This window comes from Caldimonas tepidiphila (assembly GCF_003569765.1).
GTDB lineage: Bacteria > Pseudomonadota > Gammaproteobacteria > Burkholderiales > Burkholderiaceae_C > Caldimonas > Caldimonas tepidiphila.
Map to the genome: position 1 here is coordinate 1 of NZ_KZ983967.1, position 20889 is coordinate 20889.

A 20889-nucleotide genomic window follows, 5' to 3' on the forward strand; every position below is an offset into this window, starting at 1 on the left:
CGTGCGCGACCAGTTCGATCGGGTTCATCTTCGAATCCTCTTGCTTGTTGCCGGGGCGGACCCGCAAGCGCCGGCACCGCCCGGGGGCGGTGGCGCGAAAAGGCCGCACTGCCCCGGCCGGGGCAGTGCGGCCGGGGCGGCGCGGCGGCGCGGGGTGTCACGCCGCGCGGCGCGGCCTCACTTCTGGCCGCGCAGCTGCGCGAGCTGCTTCTGCACGTCCTGCCACAGGTCCATGCCGACGTTGGCGGCGATGCTGGCGTTGACGCGGGTCAGGCGGTCGCGCATGCGGTTGGCCTCGGCGGGCGAGAGCTCGTTGACCTGCATGCCCTTGGCCTTGAGCTCGGCCAGCGCCTTGGCGGCCTCCTCGCGCGTGTCCTTGCGCTCGAAGTCGCGGCTGGTCTTCGCGGCCTTCATCAGCACCGCCTGCTCGTCCTTCGAGAGGCCGTCCCACCACTTCTTGCTGACCGTGACGATCCACGGGCTGTAGACGTGGTTGGTGACGGTCAGGTACTTCTGCACCTCGTAGAACTTGCTCGACAGGATGGTGTTGTAGGGGTTCTCCTGGCCGTCGACCGCCTTGGTCTCGAGCGCGGTGAACAGCTCCGAGAAAGGCAGCGGCACCGCGTTGGCGCCGAGCGACTTGAAGCTGTCGAGGAAGACGTTGTTCTGCATCACGCGCAGCTTCACGCCGTTGAGGTCCTCGAGCTTGTTGACCGGCTGCTTGTTGTTGGTGAGGTTGCGGAAGCCGTTCTCCCAGTACACCAGGCCGACCAGGCCCTTCTCCTGCAGCTTGTCCTTGATCTTCTCGCCGGTCGGGCCGTCGAGCACCGCGTCGGCCTCCTTGACGCTGTTGAACAGGAAGGGCGTGTCCCACAGCGCCATTTCCTTGGTGATGCCGACGAGCGTGGCGGTCGAGCCGACCATCATCTCCTGCGCGCCGCCGATCAGCGCCTGCTGCATCTGCGTGTCCGAGCCGAGCGCGGCCGCGCCGATGGCGCGCACCTTCATCTTGCCGCCGGAGAGCTTGTTCACCTCGTCGGCGAACACCTTCACCGCGCGGCCCTGGTTGGACTGCTCGTTGAGGCCGTAGCCGAAGCGGATCAGGCGCGGCTTGATGTCCTGGGCCTGCGCGGCGCCGGCCGCGAGCGTCGCCAGAGCCACCGTGGCGGCGGCCATCAGTCGGGTCATGTTGAGTTTCATGTCGGTCTCCTAAGGGTGGGGTCCGGTCAGCTCAGCCACTGCAGCGGCTTGAGGACCAGCGAGGGAAAAATCACGAACAGCGCCAGCAGCGCGATGTACATCAGCAGGAAGGGCGTGGTGCCGCGGATCACGGTCTCGATGCGCAGCCGGCCGACGCCGGCGACGACGTTCTGCACCGTGCCCACCGGCGGCGTGATGAGGCCGAGGCAGCCGACGAAGATGAACATGAAGCCGAAGTAGACCGGGTCGATCCCGGCCTTCATCGCCAGCGGCGCCGCCACCGGGCCGAAGATCAGGATCGTCGGCGTCAGGTCCATCGCGGTGCCGACCAGCAGCAGGAAAGCCATCATCACGGCCATGAACAGCACCGGCTTGTCCATCAGCGGCGAGAAGGTCTCGGCGAGCTGGTTGGGCAGGTCGGCGAGCGTGATCATGTAGGCGGTCACGGTCGCGGCGCCGCACAGGAACAGCACCACCGCGGTGGTCTTGCCCGCGGCGACGAAGACCTCGTAGACCTGGGCCCAGCGCAGCTCGCGGTAGATGAACACCGACACGAACAGCGCGTAGACCGCCGCGACCACCGCCGCCTCGGTCGGCGTGAACACGCCGCCCTTGAGGCCGCCGAGGATGATCACCGGCATCATCAGCGCCCAGACGCTGCGGCCGAAGACGCGCAGCCGCTCGGGCCAGGAGACGCGCTGCATCGACGACTCGAGCTTGTGGCTGCGCGCGATCGACCACCACGCGAACAGCAGCGCGCTGCCCATCAGCAGGCCGGGGAAGACGCCGGCCATGAAGAGCTTGCTGATCGAGGTGTTGGTCGTGACGCCGTAGATCACGAAGGGCATCGACGGCGGGATGATCGGCGCGATGATGCCGCCCGAGGCGAGCAGGCCCGCGCCGTAGCTGTCGGGGTACTTCTGCGCGCGCATCATCGGGATCAGCAGCGTCGCCAGCGCCGCGGTGTCGGCGATCGCCGAGCCGGACATCGAGGCCAGCAGCACCGCCGCGCCGATCGCGACATAGCCCAGGCCGCCGCGGATGTGGCCGACGAAGGCGCTGGCCAGGTCGATGATGCGCCGGCTCAGGCCGCCGGCGTTCATCAGCTCGCCGGCGAGGATGAAGAAGGGCACCGCCAGCAGCGGGAAGCTGTCGAAGCCGGCCTGCAGGTTCTGCGCGAGCAGCTGCGCGTCGAAGAAGTCGAGGTGCCACATCAGCGCCACGCCGCTGAGCAGCAGCGCGTGCGCGATCGGCATGCCGATCACCATGCCGCCGAGCAGCACGCCGAGGAAGATCAGGGTCACGGGCATGGCGTCACTCCGTCACGGCGTCGGGCGCCTGGTGCGGCGGCGCGCGCCACTCCAGCACGGTCTGCGCGAACAGCACGCCGAGCATGCCGACCGCCAGCACCAGCGTGGAGGCGGCGGCGAGCGCCAGCGGGTAGCCGATCACGGTGCTGCGCGAGTCCATGCCTGCGATCACCTGGTCCCACGAGCCGCGCACCACCAGCAGCAGCACGCCGGCGATCGCGACCCGCGTGGCGACGTTGCACAGCAGCCTCGGCACGCCCTTGAGCCGCGAGACCACCATGTCGAAGCCGAGGTGCTTGTTCTCGACGCTGGCGAGCACGGCGCCGATCGACACCAGCCACACGAACAGCAGCCGCGACAGCTCCTCGTAGAACACGATGCCGGTGTCGAACACGTAGCGCAGCACCACGTTGACGAACACGGCGAGCACCATGCCGGCCAGGCTCAGCGCGATCAGCGCCTCGGTGGCGCGGTGCAGCCGGGCGCCCGGCGAGCTGTCCTTCTTCCTGTCGGTCGGGGTCATCGGATCTCCTGCTGTTGCAGCCAGCCGGTGACGCTGGCGACGATCGAGGCCAGCGGCGCGGTCGCGTCCACGCGCAGCACGCCGGGCTCGCCGACCGGGCTCTCCAGCGTCGCGAACTGGCTGTCGACGAGGCTGGGCGGGAAGACATGACCGGGACGCTGCGACACGCGGGCGTAGGCGGTGGCGCGGTCCAGGTCGAGGAAGGCGAAGCGCAGCCCCGGCACCGCGGCGCGCAGCTGATCGCGGTAGCGGCGCTTGAGCGCCGAGCAGGTCAGCACGCTGCCGCCCGGATGGGCGGCCATCAGCTGCCCGAGCCGCTCGAGCCAGCCCTGGCGGTCCTCGTCGGTGAGCGGCGTGCCCTGGCGCATCTTCTCGACGCTCCCGGACGAGTGATAGTCGTCGCCCTCGAGGGGGGTCCAGCCCAGCGCCTGCGCGCAGAGCGCGCCGACGCTGGACTTGCCGCATCCCGCCACGCCCATCACGACCAGGGCTCGCGCGGCAGCGGGCGAGGCGTCAGGGTCCGGCGCAGTGGCCGTTTCGGTCGAGTTGGTAGCGCTATCCATACGGGTCGAAAAAAACAGCCGGCGGGCTGGAGCAGATTTCGTCGAGAACAAGCGGCCCCTTGCGCCGCAAACACGGAACAGAGTCGGGCGAAGGCGTCCGGAAAACGAACGCGATGCTTGCCGGGGTCGCTATGGTAGCGCTATCCTAACCCTGCCCCACATAATTCGAACCGGGAAAACCCGTAGCAATGGACACTCTCCCCCGCCGTCGGCGCTCCAGCGGCCGCGTCACGCTCCAGGAAGTCGCCCGCGAGGCGGGAGTCAGCCCCATCACCGCGTCGCGCGCGCTGCGCGGCGAGCGCGGCGTCGCCGCCGAGCTCGTCGAGCGGGTGCAGGCGGCGGCGCAGCGGCTCGGCTACGTGCCGGACCCGGCCGCGCGTGCGCTCGCGTCGGCGCGCAGCTCGCACGTCGCGGTGCTGGTGCCGCTGCTGTCGAACGCGCTGTTCGTCGACGTGCTCGAGGCGGTGCACCGGGTGCTCTTCCCGGCCGGCTACCAGACGCTGATCGGCGTCACGCACTACGACCCGGCCGAGGAGGAGCTGCTGCTGCGCAGCTACCTCGCGCACCGCCCGGCCGGGCTGCTCGTGACCGGCTTCGACCGCACCGAGGCCGCGCGCCGGCTGATCGGCGGCAGCGGCGTGCCCTGCGTGCACCTGATGGAGTGCGCCGAGGTGCCGGGCGTGCACTGCGTCGGCTTCTCGCAGGCCGACGCGGGCGCGGCGATCACCGAGCACCTGCTCGCCCGCGGGCGGCGGCGCGTGGCCTTCGTCGCCGCGCAGCTCGACCCGCGCACGCTGCAGCGCGCCGAGGGCTACCGGCGCGCGATGCGCCGCGCCGGCTGCTACGACCCCCGCCTGGAGCTGCTCAACCCCGAGCCCTCGTCGATCGCGCTCGGCGCGCGGCTGCTCGAGGAGCTGCTGAAGACCCGCCCCGAGGTGGACGCGGTCTTCTTCTGCAACGACGACCTGGCGCAGGGCGGGCTGCTCGCCGCGGCGCGGCTCGGCGTGGAGGTGCCGGGGCGGCTGGCGGTCGCGGGCTTCAACGACCTCGCGGGCAGCGAGCAGATGCTGCCGCCGCTGACCACGGTGCGCACGCCGCGCTTCGAGGTCGGCGAGGCCGGCGCGCGCATGCTGCTCGCCCTGATGCGCGGCGAGCGGCCGGCGGCGGACGCGGTGCAACTCGACTACCGCGTGGTGGTGCGCGCCAGCAGCTGAGCCCGGGGCGCGGGACGCATCGCGCCCGCCACCCTCCCCGGCCCGCCGATCGAAAAAGGTTTCTCCAGGGTGCATCCGGCGCTGCGGGCCGTGCGTAGAGCACGGTCACGGCGTGTCCCGCCGCGTCCGGGCGGCGCTGGCGGGTATGCGTCGTGCTCAAAACCCGCACATCACCAAGGAGAGGCTCATGTTTCGCAAGACCTTCATCGCATCGACCGTCGCCGTGCTCGCCGCCTGCGGAGGCGGCGGAGGCGATGGCGACGGGAACCGGGCGAACGCGTCCGGGGACGCCGTCATGCTCACCGCCTCGGGCAAGCTGATCTCCTTCGACCGCGCCGATCCCGCCACCGTGCGCGGCTCGGTGTCCGTCTCCGGGCTCGCATCGGGCGAGACGCTGCTCGGCATCGACTTCCGACCGGCTGACGGCCTGCTCTACGCGCTGTCGAGCACCGGGCGGCTCTACACGGTGGACGCGTCCAGCGGCGCAGCGACCCTGAAGGCGACGCTGCAGGTCGCCGCCGGGGACGACAACCCCTTCGCCGGCCTCGCTGGCAGCCAGTTCGGCGTCGACTTCAACCCGGCAGCCGACCGGCTGCGGGTGGTGAGCGACGCCGGCCAGAACCTGCGCATCAACGTCGACACCGGCGACACGATCACGGACGGCGCGCTCGCCGCCACTGGCGGCAGCGCGAGCGTGACCGCCTCGGCCTACACCAACGCGTTCGCGGGCACCGTCTCGACGCAGTTGTTCGCGCTCGATGCCGCCAGCGGCCTGCGCTACCTGCAGGATCCGCCGAACGCGGGCACGCTCGGCAGCGGCGTCGACGTCGGCGTGCGCGGCGCGGGCGGCGTCAACGGCTTCGACATCGACGCGCGCAGCAACGCCGCCTACGCGGCGCTGAGGGCAGGGAACACCACCCAGCTCTACCGCATCGACCTCTCCGCCGCGGCCGGAGCGGGAGCAACGAGCCTCGGACCGGTGGCTTCGGGCGAGGCCGTGGTCGGGCTGGCGCTGCGACAGCCGGCGCCCGCCACCGTCTTCGGCCTGACCGTGGACGGCCGGCTCGTGCGATTCGATCCGCGCACGCCGAACACGCTGTCCGCCGAGCTCGCGATCACCGGGCTCCGGGACGCGGGGGAACGCGTGGTGGGCATCGATTTCCGGCCGGCCGACGGCATGCTCTACGCGCTGTCCGCCAGCGGGAACCTCTACACCGTCGATCCCGCCACCGGCGCGGCCGCCTTCCGCTCCCGGCTCGCCGCCGACGCGGCCGACACGAGCACGCCCTACACGGCGCTCGCCGGCACGAGCTTCAGCGTCGACTTCAACCCGGTCGCCGACCGGCTGCGCGTGGTGAGCGACACCGGGCAGAACCTGCGCATCAACGTCGACACCGGAGCCACGACCACCGACGGCGAGGTCCGGCGCGCGACGGGTTCCGCGAGCGTGGCGGCGGCCGCCTACACCAACAGCTTCGCCGGCGCGCAGGCCACCACCCTGTTCGACCTCGACGCCGCGGCGGACGTGCTCGCCCAGCAGGTGCCGCCGAACGAGGGCACGCTGGTCGAGGTCGGGCCGCTGGGGAGGGATGTGGCTGCGGGATCCGTCGCGTTCGACATCGCCGGGGGCGGCAACGCAGCCTATGCGGCCCTGCGCAGCGGCGCCAGCGGCCCCTTCTCGCTGTACTCGGTGTCACTCGCGACGGGGGCCGTGGCGACCCCGCCCGGGCTCAGCGACCCGGCGCTGGCGCAGATCGGCGGTGCCGGCGGCCCGCAACTGCTCGACATCGCCGTGCGCCTCTGACGCCCGGCTCCGCTGCCCGCCTCGCCGCCGTGCGGCGCGGGCGGCGGAGTCCAGGCCCGGCTCAGCCCAGCGTGGCGAGTTCCGAGAGCTGCTCCAGGCCCACCGGCTTGACCCAGTGGCGGTCGAAGCCGGCCTCGAAGGCGCGCGCCTTGTCGCTGTCCATGCCCCATCCGGTGAGCGCGACCAGGATCGGGCGGCGGCGGCCGCCCGGCTGCTCGCGCAGGCGGCGCGCGACCTCGTAGCCGTTGAGGCCCGGCAACCCGATGTCGAGCAGCACGATGTCGGGCTCGAGCCGCTGCGCCGCCTCCAGGGCCGCGATGCCCTCGTGCACCAGGCCCACGACCTCGTGGCCCAGCAGGCCGAGGAGCTGCGCGAGCGCCTCGGACGCGTCGACGTTGTCGTCGACGACCAGGATGCGGCGCCCCGGCCCGGCCTGCGCCCCCGGCTGCGCCGCCGCGGCGGCAGCGGGCGTTTCCGCCGCCTGCTGCGGCGGCCTCGGCAGGCGGACGACGAACTCGCTGCCCTGCCCCGCGCCGGCGCTCAGCGCCTCCACGCGTCCGCCGTGCAGCCGGACCAGCCCGTCCACCAGCGCCAGCCCGATGCCGAGCCCGCCCTGGCTGCGCTCGAGCGGATGGGTGATCTGCGAGAACATCCGGAACACGTCCTGCAGCCGCTCGGCCGGGATGCCGACACCGGTGTCCCGCACCCGCACCACGAACTCCCCGGGCGTCGCCTCGAGCGCGAGCGCGATGCGCCCGCCGCGCTCGGTGTACTTGGCCGCGTTGCTCAGCAGGTTGGCGAAGACCTGCGTGAGCCGGTTCGGGTCGGCGAGCAGCTCGGCGGGCTCGGGGGGCAGCGCGAGGGTCAGCTCGTGCTGCCCGGCCTCGATCTCGGCGCGGCAGTTCTCCAGCGCGCCGGAGAGGACCGCGCGGAGGTCGACGCGCTCGCGGCGCAACTCGATCTTGCCGGTCGTGATGCGCGAGACGTCCATCAGGTCGTCAACGAGATGCGTCAGCTGCCCGATCTGGCGCCCGACGATGCGCGTCGCCGCGCGGACCCGCTCGTGCTTGTCCGGCGACAGCTCGACCACCTTCATCGCGTTCGCGATCGCGGAGAGCGGGTTGCGCAACTCGTGCGCCAGCGTCGCGAGGAAGACATCCTTGCCGCGGTCCGACTCCTGCAGCACCTGGTAGAGCCGGGCGTTCTCGATCGCGACCGAGGCGCGTCGCGCCATGTCCTCGGCCACCGCGAGGTCGCGCTCCTCGTAGAGCCGCCCGGACTCGGCCGTGATGAAGCTCACCACCCCCGTCGCGCGGCCGTGCACCACGATCGGCACGCCGATGAAGGAGCGCAGGCCGAGCTCGCGCAGCGCCGCCCGGTAGTCCGGGTTGCGGATCGCGTACTCGAGGATCTCGTCCGTCACCTCCTGCACGATGTCGGTGCGGCCGGTGCGGATCACCTTCCAGGCGCCGTGCGCGCCGGCCGGGTCCGGCGGGAAGCGCCGGTAGAGGTCCCGCGCGAACTGCACCTTGTCCGGATCGACGTGGGCCGCGGCCACGCGCTCGAGCGTGCCGTCCTCGCCCAGCATGTCCACCACGCACCAGTCGGCGAAGGACGGCACCGCGAGCTGCGCGAGCTTGTCGAGCGCGCTGCGCGGCTCGACCAGGCGCGCCAGTTCCGCGCTCGCCCGGGCGATGAACTCGAGGTCCCGCTCGGTCTTCTTGCGGCGCGTCATGTCCACCGTCACGCCCGACATCACGGCAGGCCGCCCCTCGGCGTCGAAGAACATCTCGCCGCGCGCCTCGAGCCAGTGCACGCTGCCGTCGGGCCAGATCGTGCGGTACTCGACGCGCTGGATCCTGCCGCCGGAGATCGCGGCCTCGATCGAGGCCTTCAGCCGCCCGCGGTCGTCGACATGGATCAGCTGCGCGTATCGCTCCATCGTGAAATCGGCGGGCTGCTCGTGCGGCGCGCAGCCGTGCAGCGCCGCCGCGCCCTCCAGCCAGCGCACGCGGTCCGACCGCACATCCCATTCCCAGACGCCCATCTCGCCGACCGCGAGCGCGAGGCGCAGGCGCGCCGCATTGGTGCGGGCCAGCTCCTCGGCCTGCGCTCGTTCCCGGCTCACGTCCCGGCCGTTGGCATAGATGACGCCTTCCTCCGAGGCCGCCACCCAGACGATCGAGCGATGGCTGCCGTCGCGGGCGCGGCTGCGCGCCTCGAAGTGCGCGAGCGGCGTCGATCGGGCCTCGCGCATCGCGGCGCGCGTCGCCTCCGCATCGTCCGGGTGCACGTACTCCTCCACCCGTTTCCCGAGCAGTTCCTGCTCCGTGTAGCCCAGCAGCCTCGTCCAGGCCGGGTTGACGCCCTGGAAGCGGCCGTCCGGCGAGATCACGAGCAGCAGGTCCTGCGAGTTGCGCCACAGCCGGTCGCGCTCGCGCGTGCGCTCGGCCACCCGCGCCTCCAGCGTCGCGTTCAGCTGCGCGAGCTCCACCGTGGTGCGGCGCTGCCCGGTCCGGTCGCAGAGGATCTTGACGAAACCGCAGACGTTTCCGGCCTCGTCCTTGAGCGGCGTCATTTCCCCCGCCGCCCAGAAACGCTGGCCGTGCTTGCGCAGATGCCAGCGCTCGTCGGGCGAGAACCCCTGCTCCAGCGCGCAGCGCATTTCGGTTTCGGGGCGGCCCCGGGCAATATCCTCGGGCGTGAAGAAACGGTGCATCGTCTGGCCGAGCATTTCCTCCTCGGTCCAGCCCAGCACATGCTCCGCGCCCGCGTTCCAGTCGGTGATGCGCCCCTGCAGGTCGCTGACGATGATGGCGAAACTCCTCGCACTGTCGACGATCTGCCGGTGACGTGCCTGCGCCTCCTTCAGCGCGCTGGAATGTTCATCGTTCGACATCGTGGAGAAACTGCCGGGTATTACTCGCCCGCCCCGGGAAAATTGATCGAAGGGAATCGGAAAACCAATCAACCATCTTATCCCACATCAAGAAAGATAAGAAACAGGATGTCTTGTGCCTGCGTTGGCACACCCGCCCGGAGCGGGCGGGGCCGGGCGAGGCGCAGGCGCGCGGCGCTCAGCAGGCCGCGCCCCGGTGCGGCGGCACTCCCTCGGTGCGGCGGTACCAGTCGGCGAACTCGTCGGTGCGCAGCGGGCGGCTGTAGAGGTAGCCCTGGCCCTGGTCGCAGCCGTGCTCGTGCAGGTAGTCGCGCGCGCTGTCCGACTCGATCCCCTCGCCCACCACCTCCAGGCTCAGCGTGCGGCCGAGCGCGATGATCGCCTCGGTGATGGCACGGCTGGCGCGGTCGTGCTCGAGGCGCTTGACGAAGGACTGGTCGACCTTGAGCTTGTCCAGCGGCAGCTGGCTCAGGTGGCTCAGGCTCGAGTAGCCGGTGCCGAAGTCGTCGAGCGCGACGCGGATGCCGGCAGACTTCAGCGCCCGCAGCGTCTCGACAGCCTCGGGCACGCTGTCCATCACCGTACTCTCGGTCACCTCGACCTGGAAGCAGGCCGGATCGATCCCGTGCTCGCGCACCACCGCCACCAGCCGCTGCACGAAGGCGCGCTGGCGGAACTGCAGCGGTGAGACGTTGATCGCGATCGTGATCGGCGGCAGCCCCTCGGCGAGCCAGGCCGCGTGCTGCCGGCAGGCCTCGGTCGCCACCCACTCGCCCAGGCGCGCGATCAGGCCCGCGGACTCGGCGATCGGGATGAAGCGCGCCGGGCTGATGGCGCGGCCGTCCTCGTCGTGCAGTCGCAGCAGCGCCTCGGCCCCGCTCAGCCGGCCGCTCCTCAGGTCGATCACGGGCTGGTAGTGCAGCGCCAGGCCGCCGCGGCGCAGCGCCGCCTTCAGCCGCGCCTCGACGAGCGAGGACTGCACCGCCTGGTGGTCGAGCTCGGGCGCGTAGACCTGGTAGCCGCCCGGCCCCGCCTGCTTGGCCTGGTACATCGCGCGGTCGGCCGCGTCAATCAGCGCGTCGACCCCGGTGCCGTGCTGCGGGAACAGGCTGATGCCGATCGACGGCGTCACCGACAGGTCGAGCTCGCCGACCTCGAAGGGGCTCGAGACGCTGTCGATCACGTGGTTCGCCACCGCGGCGGCGAGGTGCGGCTCGTCGAGGTGCGGCAGCACGATCACGAACTCGTCGCCGCCGAGGCGGCCGACCAGGTCCTCGTGGCGCACGCACTCCTGCAGCCGCTTGGCGACCTCCTGCAGCAGCAGGTCGCCGGTCTCGTGGCCGTAGAGGTCGTTGACGGGCTTGAAGCGGTCGAGGTCGATGAACAGGAAGGCGCCCTGGCCGTGGCGGCGCGTCGCGGCGGCCACCAGGTGCGCGGCGTACTCGAACACCAGCCGGCGGTTGGGCAGGCCGGTGAGCGGGTCATGCAGCGCCGCCTCGTGCGCGCGGCGCTCGGCGTGCTTGCGCTCGGTGATGTCCTCGACGATGACGATGCTGTAGCGGCTCGCGCCGCGATCCGGGTCGCGCACGGTCGAGGCGGTGATGCGCACCCAGATGATCGCGCGGTCGCGTCGCCGGCAGCGCTTCTCGACCGTGAAGGTGCGGATCTCGCCCCGCATCGAGCGGCGGAAGTCGTCGACGCCGATCTCGCGGTCCGGCTCGTAGGCGAGGTCGGCGAAGCGCATGCCGCGCAACTCGTCCTCGCCGTAGCCGAGCATCTCGCCGAACTTGCGGTTGGCGCTCAGCAGACGCCCGTCCGGCGCGACGTGCACGATGCCGACCGCGGCCTGCTCGAAGGTGGCGCGCAGCTTCTCCTCGCTCTCGCGCAGCGCCGCGTGCACCTGCTTCTGCCGCGTGACGTCGTTGAAGATCGCCGTGAACTCGCCGCGCTTCGGGCTGTGGACGTGGATCGCCAGCCACTGCCCGGTGGGCGGGAAGAACACCTCGAAGCTGCCCTCGCTGCCCTCGAGCGCGATGCGGCCGAACTCGCCGACGAAGTCGAAATCCATCGCCTCGATGCCCGGGAAGGACTCGGTGACGCGCCGCCCCTCGATGTCCTGGCGCCGCACGCCGATGATGCGCTCGTAGGTCTCGTTGACGGTCTCGATCACGTAGTCGCGCGGCCGGCCCTGCGCGTCGCGGACGACGCGGCAGTGCGCGATCGCGTTGGTGCGGTTGTTGAACAGCGCCGCGTAGCGCCGCTCGGTGTCGCGCAGCGCCTGCTCCAGGCGCTTGTGCGGCGTGATGTCGCGCACCAGCGCGACGAAGCGGCCGCGGCGCGGGCTGAAGCAGTAGACGTCGTAGTGGCGCCCGGTGTCGGCGTTGTAGTTCTCGAAGCGGGCCGGCTCGCCGCTCAGCGCGGCGCTGCCGAAGCGGTCGAGCCAGGACTGCTCGAGCCGCGGCAGGTACTCGTGCGCGGGCCGCCCCAGCACCTCGCGCCCGAGCCCGGTCTGCGACTCGAACGCCGCGTTGATCTCCAGCAGCACGAAGTCGGCCGGGCGGCCGCCGCCGTCGAGCAGGACCTCGCCGAGCGCGAAGCCCTCGGTCATGTGGGTGAACAGCGTGCGGTAGCGGTCCTCGCTGTGCCGCAGCGAGCGCTCGACGCGCTTGTGCCGCGTCATGCCGCCCGCCCCCCGGCCGTGCGGGCGACGACGACAGGCAAGGCGGCCCGGGCCGGGCGGGTGCTGCGGGAAGGCGGTGATCGTTCGGGCGGGAGGAAAGGGAACGGCAAGAATCGGACTTCCACGGCTCGGCTCAGGCACATCGGAACACGCGGCGACCCCGCGCATCCCGCCTCCCGCTGCAAGCAACCGTCATGCCTCCGGTGGCCTGCCCCCCAGGGCCCGCGGGGGACGCCGCGCCGGCGTGCGCAGCGGCGGCATCGCCTCGTCATGGAGCCAGGCATGCACCACCGCGGCGACCGCGTCGTCCTGCGCGCCGCGCCACACCACCTCCGGCGGCACCACGCGGGTGCCGCGCCGGGCGAGCGGCAGCCGCCGCGCGAGCTGCACGACGAAGGACGCGACCTTGACGGCGCGCACCGGCTGGTCGCCCTGCGGCACCATCAGGTGCAACTGCGTCAGCATCCACGCCGCGAGGCGCTCGAGCCGGCTGCCGCGCACCGTGCGGGGCGGCTGCGCCGAGCGCACGATCACCAGGTGCTCGAAGTCGAGCGCGGCCACCGCCTGCTCGTCGAGCGACGCGAGGCCGTGCTTCAGCGCGGTGGGCAGCGAGGCCGCCACGTGCGGCAGCACCACCAGCAGGTGCCGCACCCCGGCGTCGCGCAGCGTGCGCGCGAGCCCGGGCAGCTGCTGCGGCTCGGGGCGCAGGAAGGCCGCGTCGCGGCCGTTGGCGTGGCGCTCGCGGTCGAAGACGATCAGCGCGGTGTCGGGCGCGTGCGCCGCGCCGCCGGCCTGCAGTTCGGCGAGCGTGGCGGACTCGAAGCCACGCAGCGCCGGGGCGACCGGCGTCGTGACGACGGCGCGCACCCGGGCGAAGTCGCCGCAGGCGAGCGCCTGCTCGAGCACCGCCGAGCCGAGCGCGCCGCCCGCGCCGATCAGCACCGCGATGCGGGCCGGGCGCGCCGCCGCGCCGGGCGGGCGCGCCTGCGCGGCGGAGAGGGCGTGGTTCAGCAGGGACATAAGGGCGCAGTATGCCGGCGCATCCTCGCCGGCATGGCGCGCCGGGTCATGCCCCCCCGCGCCCGGCTTCAGCCGAAGCGGCCGGCGCGGAAGTCCTCGACCGCCTGGTAGATCTGCTCGTTCGTGTTCATCACGAAGGGGCCGTACTGCGCGATCGGCTCGTTCAGGGGCCGGCCGGCGATCAGCAGCGCGCGGGCCGGCGCGTCGGCCTCCAGCCGCACGCCGTCGGCCTCGGGCTCGTTGCGCAGGATCGCCATCTGCTGCGCCGGCAGCGGCTTGTCGCCGATGCGCAGCTCGCCCCGGTAGACCACCACGAAGGCGTTGTGCCCCGGCGGCAGCACCTGCTCGAAGCGGGTGCCGGCGTCGAAATGCAGGTCGAGGTAGAGCGGCTCGGTGTGCTCGCGCTGCACCGCGCCCGCCACCCCGTGGCTGTGGCCGGCGATCACGCGCGCCGTCACGCCCGCGTGGCGGAACTCGGGGATCGCCCCGGTCTGGATGTCGCGGTACCAGGGCTCGCACAGCTTGTGCTGCGAGGGCAGGTTCAGCCAGAGCTGGAAGCCCTCCATCACGCCCTCCTCCTGCTCCGGCATCTCCGAGTGCACGAGGCCGCGCCCGGCCGTCATCCACTGCACGCCGCCGTTCTCCAGCAGGCCCTCGTGGCCGGCGCTGTCGCGGTGGCGCATGCGGCCGGCGATCATGTAGGTGACGGTCTCGAAGCCGCGGTGCGGATGGTCGGGGAAGCCGGCGATGTAGTCGCCGGGCCGGTCGCTGCCGAAGTTGTCGAGCATCAGGAAGGGGTCGAGCCGGCGCTGCAGCGGCTGGGTCAGCAGCCGCAGCAGCTTCACGCCCGCGCCGTCCGAGGTCGGCGTGCCGCGCACCAGGCGCTCGACGCTGCGGGAGCGCCGCAGCGGCGTCTCGGTCGCGACCGCGTCGGGATTCGTCGTCATCGTCGGGTCCTCCTGGCGGTCGCCGGCCCTCAGGCCACCACCGTGTCGATCTGTTCCGCGGCCTCGCGCAGCGCCTGCTGCGCGGCGTCCGGGCCCATCGCGAAGCCTTCGGCGTAGACGAAGCGCACGTCCGTCATGCCGAGGAAGCCGAGCACCATGCGCAGGTAGGGCACCTGCGTGTCGGCGGCGGTGTCGCGATAGCGGCCGCCGCGCGCCAACGCCACGTAGACGGTCTTGCCGGTCACGAGGCCCTGCGGGCCGTTCTCGGTGTAGCGGAAGGTGACCTGCGCGCGCGCCACCGCGTCGATCCAGTTCTTCAGCTGCGCCGGCACGCCGAAGTTGTACATCGGCACGCCCAGCACGATCACGTCGTGCGCCTTCAGCTCCGCGATCAGCGCGTCGTCGAGCGCGACGCGCGCGGCCTGCTCGGCGCTGCGCTGCTCGGGCGGCGTGAACAGCGCGCCGAGCGCCGCCTCGTCGAGCACCGGATGCGGGTTGCGCGCCAGGTCGCGCACCGTGACCTCGGCCTGCGGGTGCCGCTGCTGCAGCTTCGCGACGATGTCCTGCGCGACGCGGGTGGACTGGGAACCGTCGACGCGGGCGCTGGAATGGATGGCGAGGATCTTCATGGAATGCCTTTCGGTGCGGGGGGATTCGATGGCTCTACTGTATTGATGCGGATCTGCGTTAAAAAGCCGGTTTGATGCACAACTTTGTTCCACCAGGAGAACAATCGTGGAAATCGACCCGGGCAGCCTGCTGCTCTTCGCGCGCGTGGCCGACAGCGGCAGCTTCAGCCGCGCCGCCGAGCGCGCCGGCCAGCCCAAGAGCACCGTGTCGCGCCGCATCTCGGAGCTCGAGCGCCAGCTCGGCGAGCGGCTGCTGCTGCGCACGACGCGCAAGCTCAGCCTCACCGACTTCGGGCACCACCTGCTGGTGCATGCGCGCCAGGTGGCCGAGGAGGTGGACGCCGCGGCCTCGCTCGCGCTGCACCGGCAGGCGCGGCCGAGCGGGCGGCTGCGCGTGTCGCTGCCGAGCGACCCGCCGCTGCGCGACCTGCCGGGCTTCGTCGCCGGCTTCCTGCGCCGCCATCCCGAGGTCTCGCTGGAGCTCGACGTCTCGGCGCGGCGCGTGGACCTGATCGGCGAGGGCTTCGACCTCGCGCTGCGCATGGGCGAGCTGCCGGACGACGCGACGCTGGTGGCGCGCCGCCTGTTCCGCCACGGCTGGGGCCTGTACGCCTCGCGCGACTACCTGACGCTGCGCGGCACGCCGCTGGAGCCCGAGGACCTGCTGCGCCACGACGGGCTGGCGCTGCGCCAGCGCGACGGCGATGCGCTGCCCTGGCTGCTGACGCAGGGGACGCGGCGCTGGGAGGGACTGGCCTCGCTGCGCGCCACGGCGAACTCGCCGACGCTGCTCGGCCAGCTGATCGAGCAGGGGCTGGGCATCGGCCCGCTGCCCGAGCGGCACCTCGGCGCACCCGGGGGGGAATGCCGGTTGGTGCGCGTGCTGCCGGACTGGTGCCTGCCGGACTCGGTGGGCTGGGCGGTGATGCCCGGGCGGCGGCTGATGCCGGAGAAGACGCGGGTGTTCCTGGAGATGCTGGAGCAGGCGCTGCAGCGGGAGGGATCGCGATGAAGAGGATTCGGAATTTCCTCGCCTTCGCCGTGGCGGCCCTCGCCGGCCTGGCCGCGAATGCCTCGACGGGCCTGGTCGAGCTGCCCGCCGACGCGGGCTCGGGACCGGTCACGGTGTTCTATCCGGCGACGCAGCCGGAGCGAAGCGAGCAGCGCGGGCCGTTCCGGCTCGACGTCGCGCCCGATGCCCCGGCCTTGCCGGGCCGGCGGCGGCTGGTCGTGATCTCGCACGGATCGACGGCCTCGCCCTGGGTCCACGCCGAGCTCGCCCGGGCGCTGGTGGCGGCCGGTTTCACCGTGGCCCTGCCGGAGCACCAGGGGGACAACCACCAGGACGCGGGCGAGCCCGGGCCGCCGAGCTGGAAGCGCAGGCCGCTCGAGGTGACGCGGGCGATCGACCGCCTCGCCAGGGAGCCCCGCTTCGCGCCGGGCCTCGACCTCGACCGCGTCGGCATGTACGGCATGTCCGCGGGCGGGCACACCGCGCTGACGCTCGCGGGCGGCAGGTGGTCGCCGTCGCGGCTGCGCAAGCACTGCCAGGACCACCTCGCCGAGGACTTCCATGCCTGCGCGGGCCCGGCGGTGTCGCTCGACGGGGGGCCGTTCGACGGCATCAAGCGCGCGATGGTTCGCGCCGTCCTCGACAGGAAGCTCGACGACTCGTCCTGGTACGGCCACGAGGACGCGCGCATCGCGGCGATCGTCGCCGGGGTGCCCTTCGCCGCGGATTTCGACCCCGAGTCGCTGAAGGCGCCGAAGGCCGCCCTCGCCATCGTCTCCGCGAGGGCGGACCGCTGGCTCGTGCCGAGCTTCCACAGCGACTTCGTGCTGCGGCACTGCACCTCCTGCGAACACCTGGCGGAGCTGCCCGCCGGGGGCCACGGCGCGCTGCTGGGCCCCCTGCCGCCCCGGCTCTCCGGGGCCGTCGCCGCGCTGATCGCCGATCCGCCCGGTTTCCGGCGGGACACCGAGGTGCCGAAGCTGAACGCCGCGATCGCGGCATTCTTCGTCCGACATCTGCCAGAGAAGGGGCGATAGCGGCCCCACCGCTCCTTCACCTGAGGCGGAGGCCGCCTCCGCGCCGGCTCAGGACCGGCGGCGCCGCTCGACGGCCTGCAGCAGCTCGTCCACGTCCACCGGCTTCACCAGGTGCGCGTCGAAGCCCGCCTCGCGCAGCCGCCGGCGGTCCTCGTCGCGGCCCCAGCCGGTCACCGCCACCAGGTGCACGCCGGCGCCCCAGGGCTGGCTCCGCACCCAGCGCGCGAGCTCGTCGCCGCCCAGGCCCGGCATGCCGATGTCGAGCACCATCACCTCCGGCCGCTCGCGCTCGGCGACGCGCTGCGCCTGCAGGCCGTCAAAGGCCGTCAGCACCGCATGGCCCTGCAGTTCCAGCACCAGCGCGAGGCTCTCGGCGGCATCGGGCTGGTCGTCGGCCACCAGCACGCGCGGCTTGCGCCAGCTCGCCTCCGCCGCCACCTCGCCGGTCGCGGACGGTGCCGCGGCCGGCGCCTCCGAGAGCGGCAGCCGCACGACGAACTCCGCCCCCTGCCCCAGGCCGGCGCTGCGCGCCTCGATCTCTCCGCCGTGCAGCGCAACCAGCCGCTTCACGACCGCGAGGCCGATGCCCAGCCCGCCGGGCGAGGCCGCGCCCGGCCCCGCGCTCACCTGCACGAAGGGCTCGAACACCCGCTCGAGCATGTCCGGCACGATGCCGACGCCGTTGTCGAGGACGCACAGCACCGCGTCGCCTCCCTCGTGGCCGAGGGCGAGCGACAGGCGCCCGCCACGCGGCGTGAACTTGATGGCGTTGTGCAGCAGGTTGTCGACGATCTCGTGCAGCCGCACCTCGTCGCCGTCCACCCACAGCGCCGCCGCCGGCTGCGCCAGCGACAGCGCGTGGCCGGAAGCGTCGGCCAAGGGCCGGATGTCCTCGACCGCCCGGCCCAGCACCTCGCGCAGGTCGAGCCGCTCGCGTCGCAGCTCGATGCGGTTGAGCGTGATGCGGCTGACGTCGAGCAGGTCGTCGAGCAGGCGGCCCATCAGCGCCGACTGGCGCTCGATCACCTCGCGCGCCCGCACCACGCTGGACTCCGGCGCTCCGGGCTGCAGCAGGTGCGCGACGTAGCGGATCGGCGCGAGCGGGTTGCGCAGCTCGTGCGCGAGCGTCGCGATGAACTGGTCCTTCTGCCGGTCGGCCTCGCGCAGCTGCTGCTCCTGGCGCTTGCGCCGCGTGATGTCCTCGATCACGCCGACGAGCCGGCGGCGGCCCTCGCCCGCGTCGACGATCGCCGTCGCGCGCAGCCAGCGCTCGCGGCCCTGCGGCAGGACGCGGAACTCGGCGTCGAAGCGCGCGACGCCCGCTGCCGCGGCGAGGAACTGAGCGCGCACCCGGTCGTGATCCTCGGGGTGCAGGTAGCCGAGCAGCCGCTCGAGACCCATCTCGCGGCGGATGCCGTCGAAGACCTGCTCGGAGCGGCCGTGCAGCACCGTGCTGCCGGTCTCGAGGTCGTGCTCCCAGGCCTCGAGCGCGGCGGCCTCCATCGCGAGCTGCAGCATCGCCTTGTGCTGCCGCAGCGCCGCGGACGCCGCCTCGGCCTCGCGGCGCCGGCGCCGGCGCTCGGCACAGGCGCGCACGGCATAGGGGATGCGGCCGTAGTGCTTGGCGGTCTTCGTGATGTAGTCGTCCAGGCCCTGCTTGAGCGCCGCCACCGCGATCTCCTCGCTGCCGCTGGCGGTGAACATGATCACCGGCAGCCCGGGCCGCTCCCGGCGCAGCCGGTCGAACACCTCCAGGCCGGTGGACCAGCGCAGCAGGTAGTCGGTGACCGCCACGTCCCAGTCGGCCCCCGACGCGATCAGCGCGTCGAGCCGCTCGCCGTCGCCCACCTCGTCGACCACCGCCGCCGGCAGCACCTTGCGGATCTCGCGCAACGCCAGCGCCCGGTCGTCCGGGTTGTCGTCGACCAGCAGGATGCGCAGCACCTCGTCCATGGCGTCCGTCAAGCTGCCTCCAGTTCGAACCAGAACACCGAGCCCTCGCCCGGCTCCGAATGCACCCCCACCTGCCCGCCCATGCGCTCGATGCCCTTCTTCACCAGCGCCAGCCCGATGCCGGTGCCCGGGTAGCGCTCCTGGCCGTGCAGGCGCTGGAAGACCTCGAAGATGCGCGCCTGCTCGCCCGCGGCGATGCCGATGCCCCGGTCGGCGACCTCGACGCGCACGCGCCCGCCGTGGCGCCGGGCGCGCACGGCGACCTGCGCCCCGGTCTCGGGCGGCACGAACTTGGCGGCGTTCGACAGCAGGTTGGCCAGCGCCTGCACGAGCGTCGCGCAATGGCCGCACACCGCCGGCCAGGGCTCGCCCTCGCGCAGCAGCCGCGCCTGCTGGAAAGCTGGGTCCCCGGCGAGCTGGACGCAGGCCTCGTCGAGCGCGGCCTCCAGCGACAGCGGCGACAGCGCGAGCTCGGCGCGCGAGAGCCTGGAGTACTCGAACAGGTCGCTGACCATGCGGTCGATGCGCAGCGACACCGCGTCGATGCGCGCCAGGAAGGCGTCGGCGTCGTCGAGCCGCCCGGCAGCGAAGTCCTCGCGCAGCGCCTGGGCGTAGCCCTGGATGGCGCGCACCGGCTCGCGCAGGTCGTGCGAGACCGAGTAGCCGAAGGCCTCGAGCGACTCGTTGGCCTCGCGCAGCTGCCGGGTGCGCTCGTCGACGCGGCGCTCCAGCGTGCGGTTGAGCTCGAGCAGCGCGCGGTCGGCGCGGCGGAAGGGGGTGGTGTCGTCCACCAGCCCGTCGATCGCGTCGTGGCCGTTGACCGGCACGCGCACCACCTTCAGCGCGTAGTAGTGCGCCGCCGCCGGCGCACGGTCGGCCTCGAGGCGGCGGTCGCTGCCGGCCTCGTCACGCACCACCACCACCTCGCGCTCGGCGGTGTCGCCGCGCGCCACGAGCGTCGCGGCGAGCTCGCGGGCGGTGTCGAGCAGCGGGTGCGAGGCCTCGCCGAGCGCGCAGGACTCGCCCAGCGAGAGCATCTCCCGCATCGAGCGGTTGGCGTCCTGCAGCTCGCCCTCGGGCGTGAGCCGGAACACGCCCACGCGCGTGTGCTCCAGCAGCGACTGCAGCCGGGTCTCCGAGCGGATCGCGCGCAGGCGGATCTCGTGGCGGTCCAGGCAGCTGCGCACCGCGGCCGCCAGGCGCAGGTAGTGGCGCGGGCTCTTGACGACATAGTCGTCGAGGCCCGACTTCATCGCCTGCACCGCGATCTCCTGCGTGCCGGTGGCGGTGAACATGACGACCGGCAGGCCGGGCCAGCGCGTCTTCACGCGCTGCAGCACCTCCAGCCCGGTGCTCCAGCGCATCTGGAAGTCGGTGACGACGATGTCGAACCCGGCCTCCTCCAGCGCCGCCTCGAAGCCCTCGCGATCGGCCACCTGCCGGGCCTGCACGCCCGGGAATTCGCGCTCCAGCTCGCGCAGCGCGAGCACGCGGTCGTCGGGGTTGTCGTCGAGCAGCAGCACGCGCAGCTTCACGGATTCGATGTCGGTTCTCCCGGTCGGATGTGATGGTTCAGCCAGTAGTCGAGCGTCGCCTCCAGGAGGAGTGCGAGCGCATCGGCCGTGGACGGCTTCTGGAGGTAGGAATTGGCCCGGGCCGCCGTCGCGGCGCGCACGTCCGCGGGCTCGGCCGAGGAGGTGAACACCACCACCGGCAGCGCGTCGAGCTCGGGGCGCGCACGGATCCAGCAAAGCACCTCGTGCCCGCTGCGCCGCGGCAGCTTCCAGTCCAGCAGCACCAGCGCGGGCAGCGGCTCGCGTTCGCCGCCCGTCCCGGCCAGCGCGGCCTGGAGCCGGCCCAGGGCCTGATCCCCATCCTCCGCCACGCGCAGCAATACCGCGGTGCGGCATTTTCTCAGCGCGCGGCGCAGCAGCAGCACGTCGTCCGGATTGTCCTCGACCAGCAGCAGGATCGGCGGCACGGCGGCGCTCACTGGTGCACCCTCGCGCTGCGCGCGGTCCCGCCAAGCGGGACTTCGCGCGTCTTGGGGCGGCCCGGCGACGCGCTCACTGGTGCACCCTCGCGCTGCGCGCGGTCC

Annotated in this window: 16 protein-coding genes; 4 read left to right on the forward strand and 12 right to left on the reverse strand. The window is 72.6% G+C overall.

The features are described 5' to 3' along the window. Positions 1-177: 177 nt before the first annotated feature. The 4 genes from D3A59_RS03260 to D3A59_RS03275 are packed head-to-tail and all read right to left on the reverse strand — an operon-like array spanning position 178 to position 3596. The gene (locus D3A59_RS03260) at positions 178-1200 is read right to left on the reverse strand and encodes a TRAP transporter substrate-binding protein (protein WP_419187229.1); all 1023 of its coding nucleotides are present in this window, start codon (positions 1198-1200) and stop codon (positions 178-180) included. A gap of 26 nt (positions 1201-1226) precedes the next feature. Then, positions 1227-2510 carry a TRAP transporter large permease gene (locus D3A59_RS03265; protein ID WP_119153495.1) on the reverse strand — a complete coding sequence of 428 codons (1284 nt, stop codon included), beginning with the start codon at positions 2508-2510 and terminating at the stop codon, positions 1227-1229. A gap of 4 nt (positions 2511-2514) precedes the next feature. After that, positions 2515-3033, reverse strand: a complete 519-nt coding sequence (locus D3A59_RS03270) for a TRAP transporter small permease (RefSeq protein WP_119153496.1) — start codon at positions 3031-3033, stop codon at positions 2515-2517. After that, a complete protein-coding gene (locus D3A59_RS03275; RefSeq protein ID WP_119153497.1) occupies positions 3030-3596 on the reverse strand; it encodes a gluconokinase in 567 nt (188 codons plus the stop codon). The genes D3A59_RS03270 and D3A59_RS03275 overlap by 4 nt, the downstream gene beginning before the upstream one ends. Positions 3597-3784: 188 nt before the next feature. Between D3A59_RS03275 and gntR the strand changes: the two genes are divergently transcribed. Together gntR and D3A59_RS03285 are read left to right on the forward strand one after the other, a co-directional pair. Next, positions 3785-4810 (forward strand): HTH-type transcriptional regulator GntR, encoded by a 1026-nt coding sequence (gntR, locus tag D3A59_RS03280; RefSeq protein ID WP_119153498.1) that lies wholly within the window; start codon positions 3785-3787, stop codon positions 4808-4810. A gap of 187 nt (positions 4811-4997) precedes the next feature. After that, on the forward strand, positions 4998-6614 hold the full coding sequence (locus D3A59_RS03285) for a DUF4394 domain-containing protein (RefSeq protein WP_119153499.1): 1617 nt from the start codon (positions 4998-5000) through the stop codon (positions 6612-6614). 61 nt (positions 6615-6675) lie between these two features. Here D3A59_RS03285 and D3A59_RS03290 read toward each other — a convergent pair whose 3' ends face one another. From D3A59_RS03290 to D3A59_RS03310, 5 genes are all read right to left on the reverse strand, one after another. Then, entirely contained in the window at positions 6676-9513 is a 2838-nt protein-coding gene (locus tag D3A59_RS03290) for a hybrid sensor histidine kinase/response regulator (RefSeq protein WP_119153500.1), read from the reverse strand. A 178-nt stretch (positions 9514-9691) separates the two neighbouring features. Next, positions 9692-12193, reverse strand: a complete 2502-nt coding sequence (locus D3A59_RS03295) for an EAL domain-containing protein (RefSeq protein ID WP_170162289.1) — start codon at positions 12191-12193, stop codon at positions 9692-9694. A gap of 192 nt (positions 12194-12385) precedes the next feature. Then, complete coding sequence (locus tag D3A59_RS03300; protein WP_119153502.1) at positions 12386-13213, reverse strand: Rossmann-fold NAD(P)-binding domain-containing protein; 828 nt, start codon at positions 13211-13213, stop codon at positions 12386-12388. A 68-nt stretch (positions 13214-13281) separates the two neighbouring features. Beyond that, a complete protein-coding gene (locus tag D3A59_RS03305; RefSeq protein ID WP_119153503.1) occupies positions 13282-14160 on the reverse strand; it encodes a pirin family protein in 879 nt (292 codons plus the stop codon). Between the two features lie 29 nt (positions 14161-14189). Continuing rightward, positions 14190-14789: an FMN-dependent NADH-azoreductase gene (locus D3A59_RS03310; protein ID WP_119153504.1), complete on the reverse strand. Its 600-nt coding sequence runs from the start codon at positions 14787-14789 to the stop codon at positions 14190-14192. Positions 14790-14895: 106 nt separating this feature from the next. Here D3A59_RS03310 and D3A59_RS03315 point away from each other — a divergent pair, with 106 nt between their 5' ends. Further along, entirely contained in the window at positions 14896-15801 is a 906-nt protein-coding gene (locus tag D3A59_RS03315; RefSeq protein WP_205665092.1) for a LysR family transcriptional regulator, read from the forward strand. Continuing rightward, positions 15798-16838 (forward strand): alpha/beta hydrolase family protein, encoded by a 1041-nt coding sequence (locus D3A59_RS03320; protein ID WP_119153506.1) that lies wholly within the window; start codon positions 15798-15800, stop codon positions 16836-16838. Before D3A59_RS03315 ends, D3A59_RS03320 begins: the two co-directional genes overlap by 4 nt. A gap of 48 nt (positions 16839-16886) precedes the next feature. Here the strand turns inward: D3A59_RS03320 and D3A59_RS03325 are convergent, their stop codons facing one another. From D3A59_RS03325 to D3A59_RS03335, 3 genes are read right to left on the reverse strand one after another with little or no spacing between them, the layout of a single operon-like run. Then, positions 16887-18803, reverse strand: coding sequence for a hybrid sensor histidine kinase/response regulator (locus D3A59_RS03325; protein ID WP_157991378.1), 1917 nt, complete (start codon positions 18801-18803; stop codon positions 16887-16889). After that, positions 18800-20326, reverse strand: a complete 1527-nt coding sequence (locus tag D3A59_RS03330; RefSeq protein ID WP_170162290.1) for a sensor histidine kinase — start codon at positions 20324-20326, stop codon at positions 18800-18802. Before D3A59_RS03330 ends, D3A59_RS03325 begins: the two co-directional genes overlap by 4 nt. Further along, the gene (locus D3A59_RS03335) at positions 20323-20784 is read right to left on the reverse strand and encodes a response regulator (RefSeq protein ID WP_240635922.1); all 462 of its coding nucleotides are present in this window, start codon (positions 20782-20784) and stop codon (positions 20323-20325) included. Before D3A59_RS03335 ends, D3A59_RS03330 begins: the two co-directional genes overlap by 4 nt. Positions 20785-20889 lie beyond the last annotated feature (105 nt).